The sequence below is a fragment of the Paenibacillus sp. BR1-192 genome, from assembly GCF_029542445.1.
Lineage (GTDB): Bacteria > Bacillota > Bacilli > Paenibacillales > Paenibacillaceae > Paenibacillus_AQ > Paenibacillus_AQ lautus_A.
This window is the reverse complement of the sequence record NZ_CP120718.1, coordinates 2264307-2281833: the sequence shown is the minus strand read 5'-3', so window position 1 is coordinate 2281833 and position 17527 is coordinate 2264307. Positions and strand designations below refer to the sequence as shown.

Here is a 17527-nt window from a genome sequence, read left to right as displayed (position 1 = left end):
GCTCACGTACAAACTACGTACGCTCCGCTCCTCACTCCCTAGCTTCATCCTACTGAAGCGTTTTGAAAAAACGCACAGCGGAAGCATAGGCTTCGGTGCTGAAAACCGATCTTTTTGAACTCGCCCTTTTTCGTAAATGTTCTGTGAACATAAAAAAGGCCCCGTCCCCCAAGGGACGAGAACCTGTTCTCGCGTTACCACCCTAATTTCGCCCGGCCGACTTCTAATGGAAGCCTGCTCAAACGACACCTCAATGTCCATGCCTGTTCGTAAGGCAAGGTCCGATATAACGTTCGGCAGACGGCTTAGCTTACGCACGCGGTCACAGCGCTTCAGCTTCACTTCTCCGGGATGATCTTCTGCTAGGCCTGAACGCCGGGCTTTCAGCAACTGCCGGCTCTCTGGGGGACAGATCCTTCGCGTACTATTCCCATCAACGAATTACGGTATGAATCAACAATATGTTATTAGTTATAGACGACTTCGCGGAAAAAGTCAACCGGATACCCGCCTAGTATACCTCTTTCGGCTCCAGACTCGGTTCGCGGTTCTCCAGCGTCTCCCAGCCTTCCTGCTTCAGAAGCTCCAGCTGAGCCTCTACCAAGGAGCGGAAACGGGTGCGGTAGATGGAGGCCTGCTTCTTCAGCTCTTCAACCTCCAGCGCGATTTTGCGGGATTTCCCGAGCGCATCGTTAATGATCCGGTCCGCATTCTTCTCGGATTCCTTAATGATCAGCTGAGCTTCCTTCTTCGCGTTGTTCTTCAGCTCATCCGCCGCCTCCTGGGCGACAATGATGGTCTTCGATAAGGTTTCCTCAATATTCGAGAAATGATCCAGTCTTTCTTGCATCGCCATCAGCTGGTTGCCTAATTCTTTATTCTCCCGGATCACACTTTCATAATCCTTAATAATCTGATCCAAAAACTCGTTGACCTCGTCCTCATCATAACCGCGAATTCGACGGGCGAATTCCTTGTTATGTATATCAAGCGGTGTCAATGGCATGGTGTGCACCTCCTAAATATATGGGCCTTACAGGACGGTCCGTCCGCTGTGTTAGCCAAACCACCCGTCCGTGAAGACAATAGCGGTCATTTACGATTTATCGGCAAATCCATTGTCATTTTGAATGTTCCCTGTATGGTTTCGACAAAAAAACGGCAATTCCTTCAAAGGTCAAGCATATTTCCCAACCTTGATACGGTACCGCCCTTTTTTCGTCAGGCCGCCCGTCTCCAGTACTTTAAAACGTCCAAATCCTTGGATGGAGACGACATCGCCTTCTTTTAAATTCGTGGAGGGATCCTCTTCCACTTTCCAGTTGACGCGGCACCGGCCGGCCTTGATCGGCACGACGATTTTTGTGCGGCTGATTCGGTAGGCATCGCTGGCGATTCCGTCCAGTCTCATGGAAGATACCGTAATGTCCATCGCCTCGAAATTCGTGCGGGCCACCTGAAGCTTGTCCAGCGGCAGCAGATCCGTCATGACATGCACCCGGTGGACCTGGCTGAGATTCAGATGCAGGAAGGCGCTGATATCGTCGGCAACGACCGCATGGCAGCCGTCCGCAAGTACATGGATATCACCGATCTTGGATCTCTTAATGCCCAGACCCAGTATCGACCCCATATAATCGCCATGCTCCAGCTCCAGAAACTTCTGATCTCCGGAAGAGATGCTGAGCACCTTCATCTTCAGATCCTCGCCCTCAAGCGCCCGGTAATCCGGAGCAATCATCGCCCGCACGCGTTCGGCATCAGCATGTCCGCCATCAAACACGGCATGCACGTCCGGATGACGATTCACGAGCGATTCCAGAATGAACCGCTGCCTGGGATCCAGGAAATCCGTCAGCTTGGTTTCATGATATTGTCCGGCATTGACCACCCATTCCCAAGCCCGGTCCACAAATTCCCGTTCGTCCTTGTGAAAATGATCGTAGATGTCCAGTTTCATCATTCATTCACCTGCTACAGGATATATCCGAGAATGGCGTATACGCCGCGCTCTGCCAGCTGCAGCACGAACAGCGCGATAATCGGGGAAATATCGATCATGCCCATAATCGGCGGAATGAACCGGCGGAAAGGCGCCAGATATGGCTCTACCAGCTTGCCAAGCAGCTCCCCGACAAAGCTTTCCCTCACATTCGGAAGCCAGGACATCAAGACATAAACCAAAATCATGTAGAAGTAAATACGGAATAGCGTGCTAACAACGCTAATAATTTCGTAGGTCAAAGCCTAAATCACCTCATTCTGTTATATTCATGCTCGTCTGCTAGAATCTCCGAGATCGAACCTTGGATCTCAACGGTATCCGGCGTGCATAGGAAGATGTTCCCGCCCACCTTCGAGATTCCGCCGCTAAGCGCATAAACGGTTCCGCTAAGAAAATCGATAATGCGCAGCGCCTGATCATTCCTCACGCGCTGAAGGTTGACCACAACCGTTCGGAATGACCGCAGATGATCTGCAATCTCCTGTGCTTCATCATATGAACGAGGCTCGACTAATACAACCTTAACGTTCTTCTGCGAATGAATGCTAACGATATTGCCGCTCTTTTGGTTTTTCCGATGATCAAACGGCGTTGCCTCCACCGGCTCTTCCTGCGAGGCCAGAACCTCGCGTTCCACAACTTCTTCTTCCTCTTGCAGTCCCAAGAAATTCATAAACCGGTTCATCACGCCCATCGTCAATCCTCCTCTTTCCCTACTAAAATTGAGCCGAGACGCACCCAGGTCGCCCCTTCCTCTATGGCAACTTCAAAGTCATTGGACATGCCCATGGACAATTCGGTCAATGGCTCCGCCGTAAGCGCCTGCTCGTTCAGCTCATCTCTTAGTTGTCTTAAACCACGAAATACAGGACGCGTCTGCTCCGCCGACGATTCGTATGGAGCCATGGTCATGAGTCCGGTTACCTTTACGTGCGAAAGACTGTTGATTTCCTTCAAAAACTCGGCTGCTTGCTCGGGAGGCAAGCCGTACTTGGATTCCTCACCCGAGATATTGACCTGCATCAAGGCGGATACCTGCAGATTCAGCGCAGCCGCCCGCTTCTCCAGCTCATGGGCCAAAGACAAGCGGTCGAGCGAATGAATATATTGAAATTTATCAATGACATCCCGGACCTTATTGGTCTGAAGATGGCCGATGAAATGCCATGTGCCGCGGTTGCCGAGTGCATTCCACTTCGCCTGGGCATCCTGCCAGCGGTTCTCGCCGATATGCAAAAGTCCGTGATCCAGTACCGAAGCCGTCATATCCAAGGAGACATATTTCGTGACCGCAATCATATTCACATCATTCCGGTCCCTGCCGCTTCTTGCGCAAGCCTCCGTTATTCGCTGTTCCACTTGATCGATACGTTCCTTCAAACTCAAGGGACGACTCACCTCTTTCTCATCCCGATCCAACTCGCCATCCGACCCGTAGTCCCTCCATCTTTGCGATAGGAGAAGAACCGATCGTGATTGCAGCTTGTACACCATGATGTACATTCGATATGTTCCGCCAATATTCCTGCTTTAATCATAATGTGTCTGTTTATTTCTTTCAAGTTCAGCATGTATTTCCCGTGTCCCTTGTCGATATAAAAAGCTGAATTTGTAACTTTATCGCCTGAGAATCCTTCGATTCCGAGTTCGCGGACACGCTCCATGACCCGATCGTCCACCTCGTAACAGCATTCGCCGATCGACGGACCGATGGCTGCATGGAGGTTCCGAGGCAAGCTTCCGTATTCCGCAGACATCCTGACCACCATTTGTTCGGCTATGCCGCCAACGGTTCCTTTCCAGCCCGCGTGGGCCAGACCGACGGCGCCCGTGACCGGGTCCCAGAAATACAGCGGCACGCAGTCGGCGTAGAAGGAAGTCAGCAACACGCCGGGAACATCGGTTACAAGCCCGTCCGTATCTTGATAGGCCGAGGCCCGGTCCAAGCTCCCTCTGCCCCTGTCCTTATCATGAACGACGCCAATCCGGATGCCGTGCACCTGCTCGCCGCACGTCCAGTCTTCGAGAGAAAAGCCAAGCGCTGCGGCGACCCGCTTCCGATTCTCGACAATGTCGCCCGGCTCGTCTCCGACATGAAAGGCCAAATTCAAACTGTCATAGGGTATCCGGCTCACGCCGCCATGCCGGCCCGTGAACCCGGCCGTAAGTGCGGCCGCTGACTTCCCTTCCCATTTTTCGAGCACAAACAGACTCGGTGTCTGCCGATCTTGACTAACAAACGGTTCCATGAACATTCACCTCTATGACCAGTGTAACAGAAAACATACGCCGGAGACATATGAACCCGCCGTTTGGTTAGAAGGATCGACGGTCAGGACGATCCAGATACTCCACCGGTTCCTGATCATCCGGCGTTCTCCGCAGTTCCTCCATTTTGACAAGGACCACGTCCGAGCCGATCTTGACGATATTCCGCCACGGTATGATCAGATCGCTTCCGCCGCCGAACAGCCCCATGAATTTGCCGTAGCTCGGCACCACGATCGCTTCAATCCGGCCCTGCCGCAAATCCAGCTCCAAATCGCTGATTTGCCCAAGCCGCTTGCCGTCGATGATATTAATAACATCCTTTGTTTGAAAATCGGAAATTTTCATCTTTTTCCCCACCATTTGATTATCAGGTATCATGAGCATCACACCTTAGATGTATTTGAAGGTTATCCGTCCATCCCTGTTCAATCCGCATCCCTCTGTTCAATATATGATCCGCTTGGGTAAAATAGCTTATTTAAAACGAAAAAAACGACCCCATAAACGGGATCGTTGTCTGTTCGTTTGATTGCTGGGCTTCTTAAGTTTTGACGTGCTTTTGCATCTGCTTGATCGCCGACTTCTCCAAGCGCGACACTTGGGCTTGGGAGATACCGATTTCATCGGCAACTTCCATCTGGGTTTTGCCTTCGTAAAACCGCATGGACAGAATCATTTTTTCGCGCTGCCCGAGCTTGTGCATCGCTTCCCGGAGAGCGATTTCCTCAATCCAGGACACATCCTTGTTCTTGTCATCACTGATTTGATCCATCACATATATCGGATCGCCACCGTCATGATAAATCGGCTCAAACAGCGAAACGGGATCTTGAATGGCATCGAGTGCAAAAACAACGTCTTCCTTGGGCACATTCAGCGCTTCGGAAATTTCAAAAATCGTTGGTTCGCGCGAATTCGCATTGGTCAGCTGATCCCGGACCTGAAGTGCCTTGTAGGCAATATCGCGCAGTGATCGGGAGACGCGAATCGGGTTATTGTCCCTTAAATATCGACGTATTTCTCCGATAATCATCGGTACGGCATAAGTGGAAAATTTAACATTTTGCGATAAATCAAAATTGTCGATGGCCTTCATCAATCCGATGCAGCCTACCTGAAACAGATCATCAACGAACTCTCCCCGATTGTTAAACCTTTGGATGACGCTGAGCACCAGTCTCAGGTTGCCGTTCACCAATTTTTCTCGGGCCGACCGTTCATTGTTCTGCTGCAGATTATGAAACAGCTCCCTCATTTCCACGTTCGTCAGAACAGGCAGTTTTGACGTATCCACACCACAAATTTCAACTTTGTTTCGCGTCATGATGACTAACCTCCCAAGGAGAAACATTACTGTACATTATCTCCGAGGGGGGTTATTTTATTCCTTGCGATTTCCAGTTACACCATCTTGTTGAATTCTTTGCGGAGCCGTTTAATGATTCTCTTCTCCAATCGGGAAATGTAGGATTGCGAGATTCCAAGCAGGTCTGCCACGTCTTTTTGCGTCTTTTCTTCCCCGTCCTGCAGGCCGAAACGAAGCTCCATAATCATGCGTTCCCGGTCGCTCAATTTATCGAGTGCTTTTTGCAGCAGCTTCCGGTCGACCTGCTCCTCGATGTTGCGGTAGATGGTGTCGTTCTCGGTGCCCAATACGTCGGACAGGAGCAATTCATTGCCGTCCCAATCGATATTCAGCGGCTCGTCGAACGAGACCTCGCTTCGCGTTTTGTTATTCCGGCGCAGGTACATCAAAATTTCGTTTTCAATGCAGCGCGAGGCATACGTGGCCAGCTTGATTTTTTTCTCGGGGTCAAACGTATTCACCGCCTTAATTAAACCGATGGCACCGATCGATACCAAATCTTCGATGTTAATGCCGGTGTTCTCGAATTTGCGGGCGATATAAACGACCAGACGCAGATTACGTTCGATCAGCATGGCCCGGGTGGCCGCATCGCCGGTAGGCAGCTTTTTGAGCAAGAACTCCTCTTCCTCTTTCGTTAGCGGAGGCGGAAGCGCCTCGCTTCCTCCGATATAGTAGATTTCCTGACTCTTCAAACCCAGCATAAAAAGTACGCGGTAATACTGTAGCTGCAATGCTAATCTCCATTTAACGGGCATCTCTTATCCTCCTAATGCGTTTTCCCGAAGGTTTAACTGACTTCATAAAGATCATCTTTAGGCTCCTAATCCGGAAAGGATGGATTTTCATGAAGATTTTCAAAGACTTATCCATCGCTCGAACGTTGGGTCACAGACTCGAACACTATGAAAATGGCTTCACCTGTCATTATCCTGCAGTCTTGGCTTCGCCTGATTTCAGACCGGTCGCCTCATGATTCTGAGAATCGCCCGTTATGGCAGGTTGTGCATTCTTCGGCGTCCCCTCACCTTCCGTCAACGCCGGATGGATGATGGCCCTGTATGCCCTGTCTCCCGAAAGCGTCCCGCCGTCAAGACCAATCAGCACCTTGGATGCCGCGTATTCAAATCCCCCCAGCTCGACTCGCACCATGTCAGGCTTCAGCGCAAGCATAAATGCAGCCCCCCGGTTGACGCCGCGATACGGAACAAGCCGCAGGCGGTCCTGCCATTCGAATTCCTCTGCCGCCAGCCCCATGATTAATTTGTCCGGTTCCCCCTCCATCAGCTGTTTGCTCCATCCCTGGGGCAGGTAGGCTTCCCATAGTTCTGCTTCCATCACCATAACCGGCGTGCGCGTCAAGGGATCGCTCAATTGGTTACCAGTATCAAGCAGACCCACGCAGCCTATTTTGGCGCTGCCGATCCATACGGACACTTCTCCCAACAAGGCTTCCCGGTTCTCGGTTTTTCGTTTCGTGGTCTGAACGGCTTTAAACGCGAATACAACTACAAAAAAGGTAATGCACGCAAACCAGAATCCCACCTTCAATTCAAAGGATAGCCCGCCCGATGTCGTATACCATATCCCGCTGAACAACTCTCCCGAATTTTGGACCAAGTAATGAAAACCGATAATGCCTCCGGCAGCTGCAAAATTCACCATGTAAAAAGCTCCCAAATTCCGAAGATAACTCTGCAAGCTCACAAAACCGAAAGCCACCCACAGCATGATCAACGATAATCCAAACTTGATGAGAAAGGTAAACAAAAACGACAATTGCGGGACAAACATCATGACGACATACAGAGCGCCGATCACAGAGGATAATGCAAGCCTCCACCATGTTGGCTTCACTCTCCGCATCCAGGCGGTCAAAGCCAGCAAAACGGCGTCAATGACGAGGTTTGCCAAAAATATGAGATCAATATAAACAACCAGGTTGTTCACCTGCCTAGTCGAAGAATCCTCTACCGTTATCCTTCTGTTGAATTCTGGGCTAAGGGAGATGTTACTAGTATAAGAAGAATAGAATTCAAAGTCTGTCTAAACCTGTGGGCGGATTTCGGACTTTTTTTGTCGATGAAGGGCAGTTTTTAGAGACCTGTACCAAGAGCAGCCTCTTAGCGTTATCGGCGATCTCTATCTTGGCGGGAAGGCTCGGGGAATATCCGTAATTTCCCCAGTAATTGCTGATTGGGCTTTCATTCGTGAAAGTGTGACAGCATCAGCTGTTGGCCTTGTAAATGAAATAAAAGGAAGATGACGAGGCTTGGATATAAAAATAAGCCTGTCTTCATCATGATGACGAAGCACAGGCTTACCGTTATTAATCATTATTACGGGTACGATTGCGAAGAAAAGTAGGAATATCAAGCTGATCATTGCTCTGATTGCCAAACGGCTTCAGATTCACATTACTCTTGTCCGTTTCCGGCTGCTGTTGTTGCTGTTGTTCCCCTTGCGGCATTGCAGGACGACGTCCCGGCGGGATTGGAGAAGGCTTGCTCTCAAAGCCGGTAGCGATAACCGTGACCTTGATTTCATCCTTCATGCTTTCCTCAATGATCGCACCGAAGATCATGTTTACTTCCGGATCGGAAGCAGATGTTACAATCTCGGCCGCTTCATTCACTTCATACAAGGAAAGATTGGTTCCTCCCGTAATATTCATGATCACACCGCGGGCACCTTCGATTGAGGTTTCAAGCAGCGGGCTCATGATCGCCTTGCGGGCAGCCTCGGAGGCACGGTTTTCACCAGTAGCCAGTCCAATACCCATCAAAGCCGAGCCGCGTTCTGTCATGATCGTTTTCACGTCGGCAAAGTCAAGGTTGATCAGACCCGGCACTTGGATCAGATCAGAAATGCCCTGAACGGCTTGACGCAATACGTTATCTGCTTCTCGGAACGCTTCCAGCATCGGTGTCTTCTTATCCACGATCTCCAGCAAGCGATCATTCGGAATGACGATGAGTGTATCCACTTTCTCTTTCAATGCTTCGATGCCAAGCTCCGCTTGGGAAGCACGCTTGCGTCCTTCGAACGTAAACGGACGAGTGACAACCCCAACCGTTAATGCCCCGCACTCCTTAGCAATTTCAGCGATGACAGGCGCAGCTCCAGTACCTGTACCGCCACCCATACCGGCTGTAACGAATACCATATCGGCACCCTTCAGGGTGTTCATGATCAAATCACGGGATTCTTCCGCAGCCTTCTTGCCTACGTCAGGATTGGCGCCGGCACCAAGACCGCGAGTGAGCTTGTCCCCGATTTGCAGTTTATGTTCGGATTTTGCAAGGTGGAGTGCCTGAGCATCCGTATTGACCGTAATGAATTCAACGCCCTGCACACCATTTTCAATCATTCGGTTAACGGCGTTGCTTCCGCCGCCGCCTACTCCGATTACTTTTATTTGAGCTAAGCTCTCCATTTCAAAATCAAATTCCAACATCTAATCCATCTCCCCCTCAATGTGCGTGGATGGCACGTCCACAGTCGAATGAATCCGCTATATAAACTCGCTGAACATCTTTTTCAGGCGTTCAATAAATCCCGGCTTCTGGCTGGTCTCCTGAGTTGCTGCGACAGGATTTTGCTGCTTAGCGCGGTTCACCGGTTTCTTGCTATTTCCGCTGCTGTTGTTGCTTCCTCCTGTATTCCGTACGCGTACGTTCCGGATTGCATTATGGAGGATGCCGACTCCGCTGCAGTATCCCGGATCACGAACACCGATAAAATCGGGAACCGCAATCCGTACGGAAGTCGCCAGCTCATTTTGTGCCACCTGCAGCACACCAGGCATGGACATAGTGCCCCCAGTAAGTATATAACCACCAGGAAGCTCACTGTAACCCAAGCGCTTGATTTCTTGGCGCACTAATTGGAATATTTCCTGAACGCGAGGTTCTATGATAGCTGCCAGATCCTCTTGAGTGAACTCCTTGTCCACATTGCTTCCAATTCTCGTTACCTTGAACGTTACTTCGTGTGCGGCACTCTCGATCAGCGCGCACCCGTACTTCAGTTTAACCTTCTCTGCTTGATCCGTCAGCGTTCGCAGGCCGTATGCGATATCATTCGTCACGAAATCCCCGCCTACCGGAAGCGTGGAGGTTGCGGCAATGCTGCCTCCCTCGAACACAGCCAACGTGGTTGAGCCCGCTCCGACGTCGACCAGCACGGACCCCATCGTTTTCTCGTCCTTGGACAAGGCCAGCTGTCCCGCACCAAGCGGAATCAGCACCAGATCCTTCACTTTCAGACCTGATTTCTCCACGCAGCGTAACAGGTTATGTATTGCCGTTTTGGCGCCAGTTATAATCGTCGCTTCCACTTCCAGCCTTACGCCGATCATTCCTCGCGGATCAGAGATTCCTTCCAAACCGTCAACTACAAACTGTTTAGCAACCACATCGATAATTTCACGATCGGGAGGAAGCGCAACGACTTCCGCTGCCTTCAGCACGCGGTCAATGTCCTCTTCACCAATTTCGCGATCCTCGTTCGATACTGCCACGACGCCGTGGCTGGATTGAAGTCCGATATGATTTCCAGATATGCCGACATAAACTTCGGATATTTGAATACCGACCATACGCTCCGCATGATCAACAGCGCTGCGAATGGATTGTACGGTCTGGTCGATATCTACAATTGCACCTTTGCGAATTCCCTCCGAGTCGGCAGATCCAACTCCAATAATATTAAAGGTTCCATTATTAACTTCCCCAATAATAGCACGAACTTTGGATGTACCGATGTCCAAACTAACAATGATGTCATTGTTGCTCAAGCCCTGGCACCTCCTGTTTTTAGCAAATTAATTTTGATTATAAAGAATACATTTCTACTTATTCAACACTCGCGGGTCTTTCCCTCTTTTTTCAACATTTTTTTTACTGCCAACATTTGCTATAACAGGCCGTAAAAGTCATTCAAAAAAGAAGAGCCGAAACAAGTTGTCAATACTTTCAATTGTACCATTTATTCCTATGCCTGAGTAGGGGTTTATTGCCCTTCCTCGGCGTCTTCTCCAACTTCTTCTTCAAACGGCACGTAAGAATCGGCTTCCAGCATCGTAATCACGCCCGGCCGCTCTATTTCGGTAACCTGATTCAAGTACTCTACCTTGTCACGGAGCAAGGAAACCGAAGTAATGACCTCGAATTTGGAACGCGTATACATCTTGATCCGATCCGGAAAAGATAACGTTGGCGATGGCATGATCTCCGAAATGTCCGAAGTCAGGCTGCCCGGAATCTCGGCAAGTACTTTGCTGAGCTTGGCCTTGTTGGGGTCGTTTGCATCCCAATTGGTCAGAATCGGCTTCTCCACGGCAATGCCGCTTGCCGTGACGGGAACCGAGGTACCGTTCGACAGAATCGCTTGGAGCTCGCCGCTGTCGGACAGCTCATAGGCAACCGTAGGATGTTCCGTCACCACAATACTGACTTCGCCGGGGAAGCTCTTGACCACTTCGGCCGTCTTAATCGTGCCCAGCTTCATCAGGCGCTCCTGCACGAGTGCGGGGTCGACGCCAAAGTACTGGTCTCCGATGTGGAGTCCGCTTTGCTTGGTAAGCTGCTCATTTGTATTAAACGTATTACCTGTAAAATGAATCTCGGTAACTTGGCTGACCGACGACCGGAAAAACAGGATCGTCAGCAGAGCTGCAAACAGCAGCAAAAGAATCCATATGATTTTTTTGGCCGTTTTCGGTTTGGGCTTGTCCTGCTTCAGGACAGGCATATGTGTCTTGGACATATCCACTCTCTCCATAAAGACCTGTTATCCCCTCCTCCTGGAGGGGATGCTCAGGACCTCAATTGGCTAAATCAAGCGGCTTTGGCACCGGGGACTGACGATAGATCCGTGCGCCTAAACCTTGGAACATGTTTTCAATACGATCATAACCGCGATCAATATGGTGAACTTGCTCCACCACGGTCGTTCCCTGCGCGGCCAAACCGGCAATGACGAGCGCCGCTCCAGCCCGAAGATCGGTTGCTTCCACGGTGGCTCCGTAAATTCTCTGAACGCCGCGTATGAACGCATAGTTCAGATCCGTGGAAATGTCCGCCCCCATGCGGGAGAGTTCCTCCACATGCTTGAACCGTCCTTCGAATACCGTCTCTTTCATCACGCTAAACCCGTCCGCCAAGGACAGCAAGACCATGACCTGGGATTGCAAATCAGTCGGGAAAGAAGGATACGGCGAAGTCACGATTCGTTCCACAGCTTTAGGACGGCTCATGCAGCTTATATTTATTATATCATTGCATATACTGGTTTGAACACCGGCGCGCTTAAGCACATGTATAAGGGAAGTTAAATGGGACGGATTGGTCTTTGTAAGCGTTACGCTGCCGCGGGTAACCGCTGCTGCGATCATGACAGTTCCGGCTACGATCCGGTCCGGAATGATCTCATACTCGCAAGGCTCCAGGCGCTCCACGCCATGGATCGTTATGGTATCCGTTCCTGCCCCGATAATGTTCGCTCCCATTTTGTTCAGGAAATGCTGAAGGTCCTGAATTTCAGGCTCTCTCGCGGCATTGGTGAGCACCGTCGTGCCGAGCGCCGTTGCAGCTGCCATCATGATATTCTCCGTCGCCCCTACGCTGGCAAAATCCAGATGAATATCGGTTCCGATCAAACGGCTGGCCCTGCAATGGATCTTATCGTTGCTCTCCTCGATTTCCGCACCAAGCGCCTGCAATCCTTTAAGATGGAGGTCGATCTTGCGTTCTCCGATCGCGCAGCCTCCGGGCTGGTAGATCGTCACTTCGCCAAAACGGGCCAGCAGAGGTCCCATCAAAAAGATGGAGGATCGCATCTGCTTCATTAAATCTTCCGGGACATGAAACGAATTGGCCGACGAGGTATCCACGGTCACCGTCTCCAGCTCATGCTTGCATTTGGAGCCGAGACGGCCGAGAATGCTGAGCATCACTTCAATATCCAGCAGATGCGGGACATTGCTTAATCTTACAGTCCCTTCTGCAAGAAGACTTGCTGCTAGAATAGGTAAAGCTGCATTTTTTGCTCCATGGATACGTATGGTTCCTGATAGGGGCCTTCCGCCCTCAATCACCAATTTGTCCAATGTATCACCTCCGAGTTTACCGCTCGCCCAGAACGTACACCTCAGGCACCATTTGAATTCCGTTCTTCTCCGATATGGTTTCCTTGATGCGTTCCATCAAAGCGAGCACGTCCTCTGCTGTCGCTTGACCGGTGTTCTCGATGAAATTGGCATGCTGTAAAGAAACTTCCGCGCCTCCGATCCGCAGGCCCTTGAGACCGGCAGCCTCGATCAACCTCGCCGCATGGTCGCCGGGCGGGTTTCGAAATACGCTGCCTGCCGTTGCGGATTGGAGTGGCTGCGTACGCCGGCGACGGTCCTTATAGGAGGCCATAACGGCTGTAATCTCCTTGCGGTCTCCTTGACGGAGCTCAAATACCGCTTCAGTCACAATCCCTTTTCGTTCATGCAGAATGGAGTGTCGGTAATCAAACGCCATATCTTTCGCAGCATACGTAACCAATTCCCCTGTTTCCAGTACAATGTCAGCGGACTTGAATATGCGTGACACATCAGACCCATGGGCACCCGCATTCATGTAGACGGCCCCTCCGACCGATCCAGGAATGCCTCCGGCAAATTCGAGCCCGGATAATCCTTGTTTTCCGGCCAGAACACTAAGTTTGACAAAAGACAGACTGCCGCCTGCAGTTACCGTCTCTCCGTCAAAACGAAGCTCCTCAAAACCCTGGCCCAGCTTGATGACCGCTCCCCGAATTCCTTTATCGGCAACCAGCATGTTTGAACCGCGGCCCAGCTGTGTCCAAGGTATGTGATGGGCATGGAGAAGAGTGACCAGTTCCTTGAGCTGTTCCTTGTTCTCAGGAACAATCAGGCAATCGGCTGGTCCGCCTATTTTCCATGTCGTATATTTTGCCAGCGGTTCATTCCATAACACTGCTCCGACATTGGCCTCTGATAGTAGCGATTTCCACTGCTGCATTTTAAATAAACCTCCCTTGACTTTCAAAACCAAAAGGCCATTCCTTCAACTGGATGAAGAGATGGCCGCTGTCAGTAATGCCGGCCTCATGGGTGTGTCACGATTATAGAGTATCTTATGTCAGGCTCCATAGGTGTGTGACAATCGCCCAGCCGTTTTAGCGTTTGCCGGTTAACCGGCGGATTTCTTGGGTTATGACGGCCGCCGAGTCCGGTTTGCCGAGCTCTTTCGAAGCCGCAGACATCAACTCTCTTGCAGAGCGGTTGGTCATGATCTCCTCAAGCTTTCGGAACAGCGATTCAGCCGTCAAGTCCTTTTCCAAAATCATGCTGGATGCCCCCGCTTCCTCCAATTGCCTCGCATTCGCCTCCTGGTGGTTATTGGTGACGTTCGGTGATGGTATAAGGACGGATGGGATGCCAAGCGATGTAATTTCCGCCAGGAATGAGGCTCCCGCACGGTTTACGATCAGCGAAGTAGCCGCAAGCACTTCCGGCATATTATGAATATAGGGCAAAATATGAAGATGATTCGGCATGGTGCCGAGCTGGGACCGAATGGATTCCCGCGTATTCTCGAAATACGTATCGCCCGTAACAAATACAAAATGGACGTTCGGCAGCTTGTGAATGAACGGCGCCATCCCGATCATCGCGTTATTGATCGCCTTGGCTCCCCGGCTTCCGCCGACGATCAGAACGACCTGGCTGTCCACCGGAATGCCGAGCGTAGCAAATCCACGTTCACGATTGGCGGATAAAACCGTTGTCGCACGTGGATTTCCTGTATATACCGTTCTTTTGGCTTTAGGAAAAGAAGACTCCGTTCCTTCAAAACTGACCGCAACCGTATCCGCATATCGGCTGAGGAATTGGTTGGTCAGGCCCGGAATCGCGTTCTGCTCATGAATCATGGTCGGTATTCCCAGCTTGGCGGCGGCGTAAACGACAGGGCCGCACACATATCCGCCCGTCCCGATCACGACGTCGGGCTTAAACTCCTTCAGAAGGGCCTTCGATCGCTTCACGCCTTTGAAAAAACGCATGATCGTTTTCACGTTGTCCATCGACAGCTTGCGCCGGAACCCCGTGATATCGATGCTCTCGAACGGCAGCTTCTCTTGGGGCACCAGCTTGCTTTCGAGGCCTCGTTCGCCTCCGATATATAAAAACTCCGTCTTCGGATCTTCCTTCTCACATTGTCTTGCTATGGCAACGGCGGGGTAAATATGCCCCCCCGTTCCGCCGCCGGTCAAAACGACACGCATACCCTTCACCTCGCATAACGGGAAATATTTAATAGAATGCCGAGCGCCGTCAGCATCAGCGTCAGCGAGCTGCCTCCGTAACTGATGAGCGGCAGCGTAATCCCTGTCACCGGCATCAAACCGATAACGACGCCGATATTGATGACGACCTGGATGGCGACCATGCCTACGATCCCTACGGCCAGCAGACTGCCAAAGCCGTCGGTGACCGTCATGGCCACCCTCATGCCCCGCCACACCAAGGCGGCGAACAAGAGCAGTACAATCAAGCCGCCGATGAACCCCAGCTCTTCGGCCAGGATCGAAAAAATAAAATCAGTCTGCGGTTCGGGCACATAAGCGTACTTCTGACGGCTCATGCCTAGTCCGAGTCCGCCGAGTCCGCCCGGCCCTATCGCATAGAGGGATTGGATGATCTGGTAGCCTGCGCCGAGCGGATCGGACCATGGATCGAGAAAGCCGGTTATCCGCTTCAGCCGGTAGGGCGCTGTCAGAATCAAGCCTATGAATCCGGCTATCCCGCCTAAAGCGAGAAAGCCCAGATGCTTCATCCGTGCTCCTGCCGTAAATACGATCATCATCGCAGCACCGAGCATAACGGCCCCCGTACCCAAATCAGGCTGGAGCATGATCAGCCCGAATGCCAGTCCGATCAAACCTAGCGGCGGCATCAGCCCCTGGTAAATGATGTAATATCATAGTCTTGCTTGCTAAGCCAGCGCGATAGAAACAGAATCATGCCCAGCTTCATGAACTCGGAGGGCTGAATGCCGAACGAGCTGATGCCGAGCCAGCTTCTGGCTCCGCCGCGAACAACGCCGATGCCTGGAATTAGTACGATAATCAGCAAAAAAAAGCAGACCAGCAGCGCAATCTTGCTGTATTTCTTCCAAACCCGAAAATCGATCCTCGATGTGAAGTACATGGCAGCAAGCCCCAGACAGGCAAAAAACAGCTGACGCTTCACAAAATAAAACTTATCGCCATAGTCATGAAAAGCGAGGACGGAGCCTGCACTGTATACCATGACGATTCCGATGGCCAGCAGGGCCAAAATACAGATAAGCAGCCACAGATCGGGCGCCTGGCGGTTCTTGTTCATGGAAAGGCCACCTCGTACATCCTTAGTAGGGGCTTTTCCACCCCCCTACTTAAAGGTTATGCACCGCCTCTTTAAAAATGCGTCCTCGCGTCTCATAGGAAGGAAACATGTCCCAGCTCGCGCACGCGGGGGACAGGAGAACGATGTCTCCGCTCTCCGCCAGCCCGGCAGCCTTCCGGACAGCCGAGGTCAATGTCGATGCGGCGTCCTCCCCATTATCGACGAGGATGATGTCCTTTAATCCGGCCTTGGCGGCAGCGTTCGCGATTTTCTCCCTGGTTTCGCCAAGAAGCACGACCGCTTTCACCCGCCCTTGCATGGATGGAATCAGCTCCTCGTAATCCGATCCCCGGTCAAGCCCCCCGCGATCAAAACGACAGGTTCCTTGAACGAGGTCAAAGCCATGTGCGTCGCCTTGGAGTTGGTTGCCTTGGAATTGTTGTAATAGGATACGCCTTGAAGCTCCGCCACAAATTCCAGGCGGTGCTCAACGCCGCGGAAGCTGGACAAAGCTTCCTCCAGCTTATCGGGGGCAACGCCCGCCGCTATGGCGATGGCACAGGCCGCCATTGCGTTCCCCACATTGAATCTTCCCGGCAGTCCGATGTTCTCCACACGGATGATCTCATGGGTAAACCCTTCGCCGTCTGTATAAATGATTCTGCGCCCCTGATCGTCGTCGTCCGAATCCTGGGCACCGGGAGCATATGGCGGCGTGATGTGAACCCCTTCACGAAGGCTCTCGCTCATCGAAAAAGGCACGATGTGCGCCTTGATATACGGGACAAGGTTTCTGCACACGGGATCATCCCAATTGAGCACAGCGGTATCCTCCGAAGTCTGGTTGGCAAACAGCTTGGCTTTGGATGCCACATAATCATCCATTCCGCCATGATAATCCAGATGCGTTTCCGTCACGTTGAGGAGACAGGCAATGCGCGGCCGGAACGCCTCCGTTCCTTTTAGTTGAAAACTGCTCAGCTCCACGACCATCCAGTCATGTTCGGTGGCTGTCGCTGCAGCCTCGGATAGGGGCGTGCCGATATTGCCGGCAACGATCGGAGAAAGGCCGGCGTTTTCCAGCAGCTGGCCCACCCAAGTCGTCGTGGTTGTTTTGCCGTTCGAGCCCGTGATGCCGATTATGGGAGCTTCACAGAGGTGATAGGCGATTTCGACTTCGGTCACGATCGGAATTTCAAGCTCGATCGCTTTTTGGACAGGCGGGACCGAATACGGAATTCCCGGGTTTTTGACAAGGAGCGCCACGCCGGGATGAATGAGGTCATCGGGATGCCCGCCGCAAATAACAGAAATACCCAAAGCCTCGAGCTCCGAGGCTTCAGGACACTGTTCTCTTTCCTTTCGATCATTCACGATGACGGAGGCGCCGGCTTGATGCAGCACCTTGGCCACCTGCACTCCGCTTTTGGCAAGACCCAACACGACGATATGCTTATCCCGATAAACATCTAGCTGCTTCATA

General features: G+C 51.6%; 16 protein-coding genes and 2 pseudogenes. All 18 read right to left on the bottom strand.

Annotated elements, in window-relative coordinates; translation table 11 throughout:
- Window positions 1-511: 511 nt before the first annotated feature.
- A complete protein-coding gene (locus P0X86_RS09820) occupies window positions 512-1006 on the bottom strand; it encodes a DivIVA domain-containing protein (protein WP_090913079.1) in 495 nt (164 codons plus the stop codon).
- 171 nt (window positions 1007-1177) lie between these two features.
- Window positions 1178-1963 carry a YlmH family RNA-binding protein gene (locus P0X86_RS09815; protein WP_096773077.1) on the bottom strand — a complete coding sequence of 262 codons (786 nt, stop codon included), beginning with the start codon at window positions 1961-1963 and terminating at the stop codon, window positions 1178-1180.
- An 11-nt stretch (window positions 1964-1974) separates the two neighbouring features.
- Window positions 1975-2244, bottom strand: a complete 270-nt coding sequence (locus tag P0X86_RS09810) for a YggT family protein (protein ID WP_009589590.1) — start codon at window positions 2242-2244, stop codon at window positions 1975-1977.
- 8 nt (window positions 2245-2252) lie between these two features.
- Window positions 2253-2699, bottom strand: a complete 447-nt coding sequence (locus tag P0X86_RS09805; protein WP_009589651.1) for a cell division protein SepF — start codon at window positions 2697-2699, stop codon at window positions 2253-2255.
- 2 nt (window positions 2700-2701) lie between these two features.
- Window positions 2702-3391: a YggS family pyridoxal phosphate-dependent enzyme gene (locus P0X86_RS09800; protein ID WP_041621955.1), complete on the bottom strand. Its 690-nt coding sequence runs from the start codon at window positions 3389-3391 to the stop codon at window positions 2702-2704.
- 8 nt (window positions 3392-3399) lie between these two features.
- The gene (gene pgeF / locus P0X86_RS09795) at window positions 3400-4254 is read right to left on the bottom strand and encodes a peptidoglycan editing factor PgeF (protein ID WP_277748382.1); all 855 of its coding nucleotides are present in this window, start codon (window positions 4252-4254) and stop codon (window positions 3400-3402) included.
- A 67-nt stretch (window positions 4255-4321) separates the two neighbouring features.
- Window positions 4322-4654, bottom strand: a complete 333-nt coding sequence (locus P0X86_RS09790) for a YlmC/YmxH family sporulation protein (RefSeq protein WP_009589579.1) — start codon at window positions 4652-4654, stop codon at window positions 4322-4324.
- Between the two features lie 163 nt (window positions 4655-4817).
- Window positions 4818-5600, bottom strand: a complete 783-nt coding sequence (sigG, locus tag P0X86_RS09785; protein WP_006209087.1) for an RNA polymerase sporulation sigma factor SigG — start codon at window positions 5598-5600, stop codon at window positions 4818-4820.
- A gap of 77 nt (window positions 5601-5677) precedes the next feature.
- Window positions 5678-6400, bottom strand: coding sequence for an RNA polymerase sporulation sigma factor SigE (gene sigE / locus P0X86_RS09780; protein ID WP_009589674.1), 723 nt, complete (start codon window positions 6398-6400; stop codon window positions 5678-5680).
- A 169-nt stretch (window positions 6401-6569) separates the two neighbouring features.
- The gene (spoIIGA, locus tag P0X86_RS09775) at window positions 6570-7583 is read right to left on the bottom strand and encodes a sigma-E processing peptidase SpoIIGA (RefSeq protein ID WP_228469002.1); all 1014 of its coding nucleotides are present in this window, start codon (window positions 7581-7583) and stop codon (window positions 6570-6572) included.
- Between the two features lie 388 nt (window positions 7584-7971).
- A complete protein-coding gene (gene ftsZ / locus P0X86_RS09770; protein WP_009589569.1) occupies window positions 7972-9099 on the bottom strand; it encodes a cell division protein FtsZ in 1128 nt (375 codons plus the stop codon).
- 57 nt (window positions 9100-9156) lie between these two features.
- Window positions 9157-10440 (bottom strand): cell division protein FtsA, encoded by a 1284-nt coding sequence (gene ftsA / locus P0X86_RS09765; RefSeq protein ID WP_009589690.1) that lies wholly within the window; start codon window positions 10438-10440, stop codon window positions 9157-9159.
- Between the two features lie 215 nt (window positions 10441-10655).
- Window positions 10656-11411: a cell division protein FtsQ/DivIB gene (locus P0X86_RS09760; protein WP_277748381.1), complete on the bottom strand. Its 756-nt coding sequence runs from the start codon at window positions 11409-11411 to the stop codon at window positions 10656-10658.
- Between the two features lie 58 nt (window positions 11412-11469).
- Complete coding sequence (gene murA / locus P0X86_RS09755) at window positions 11470-12753, bottom strand: UDP-N-acetylglucosamine 1-carboxyvinyltransferase (RefSeq protein WP_009589613.1); 1284 nt, start codon at window positions 12751-12753, stop codon at window positions 11470-11472.
- A 16-nt stretch (window positions 12754-12769) separates the two neighbouring features.
- Window positions 12770-13675 (bottom strand): UDP-N-acetylmuramate dehydrogenase, encoded by a 906-nt coding sequence (gene murB, locus P0X86_RS09750; RefSeq protein WP_015734237.1) that lies wholly within the window; start codon window positions 13673-13675, stop codon window positions 12770-12772.
- Window positions 13676-13832: 157 nt separating this feature from the next.
- Window positions 13833-14942 carry an undecaprenyldiphospho-muramoylpentapeptide beta-N-acetylglucosaminyltransferase gene (gene murG / locus P0X86_RS09745; RefSeq protein WP_009589637.1) on the bottom strand — a complete coding sequence of 370 codons (1110 nt, stop codon included), beginning with the start codon at window positions 14940-14942 and terminating at the stop codon, window positions 13833-13835.
- A 5-nt stretch (window positions 14943-14947) separates the two neighbouring features.
- Window positions 14948-16044, bottom strand: a pseudogene (gene spoVE, locus P0X86_RS09740) (stage V sporulation protein E).
- Between the two features lie 49 nt (window positions 16045-16093).
- Window positions 16094-17526 (bottom strand): annotated as a pseudogene (gene murD / locus P0X86_RS09735) (UDP-N-acetylmuramoyl-L-alanine--D-glutamate ligase).
- Window position 17527: the final 1 nt, after the last annotated feature.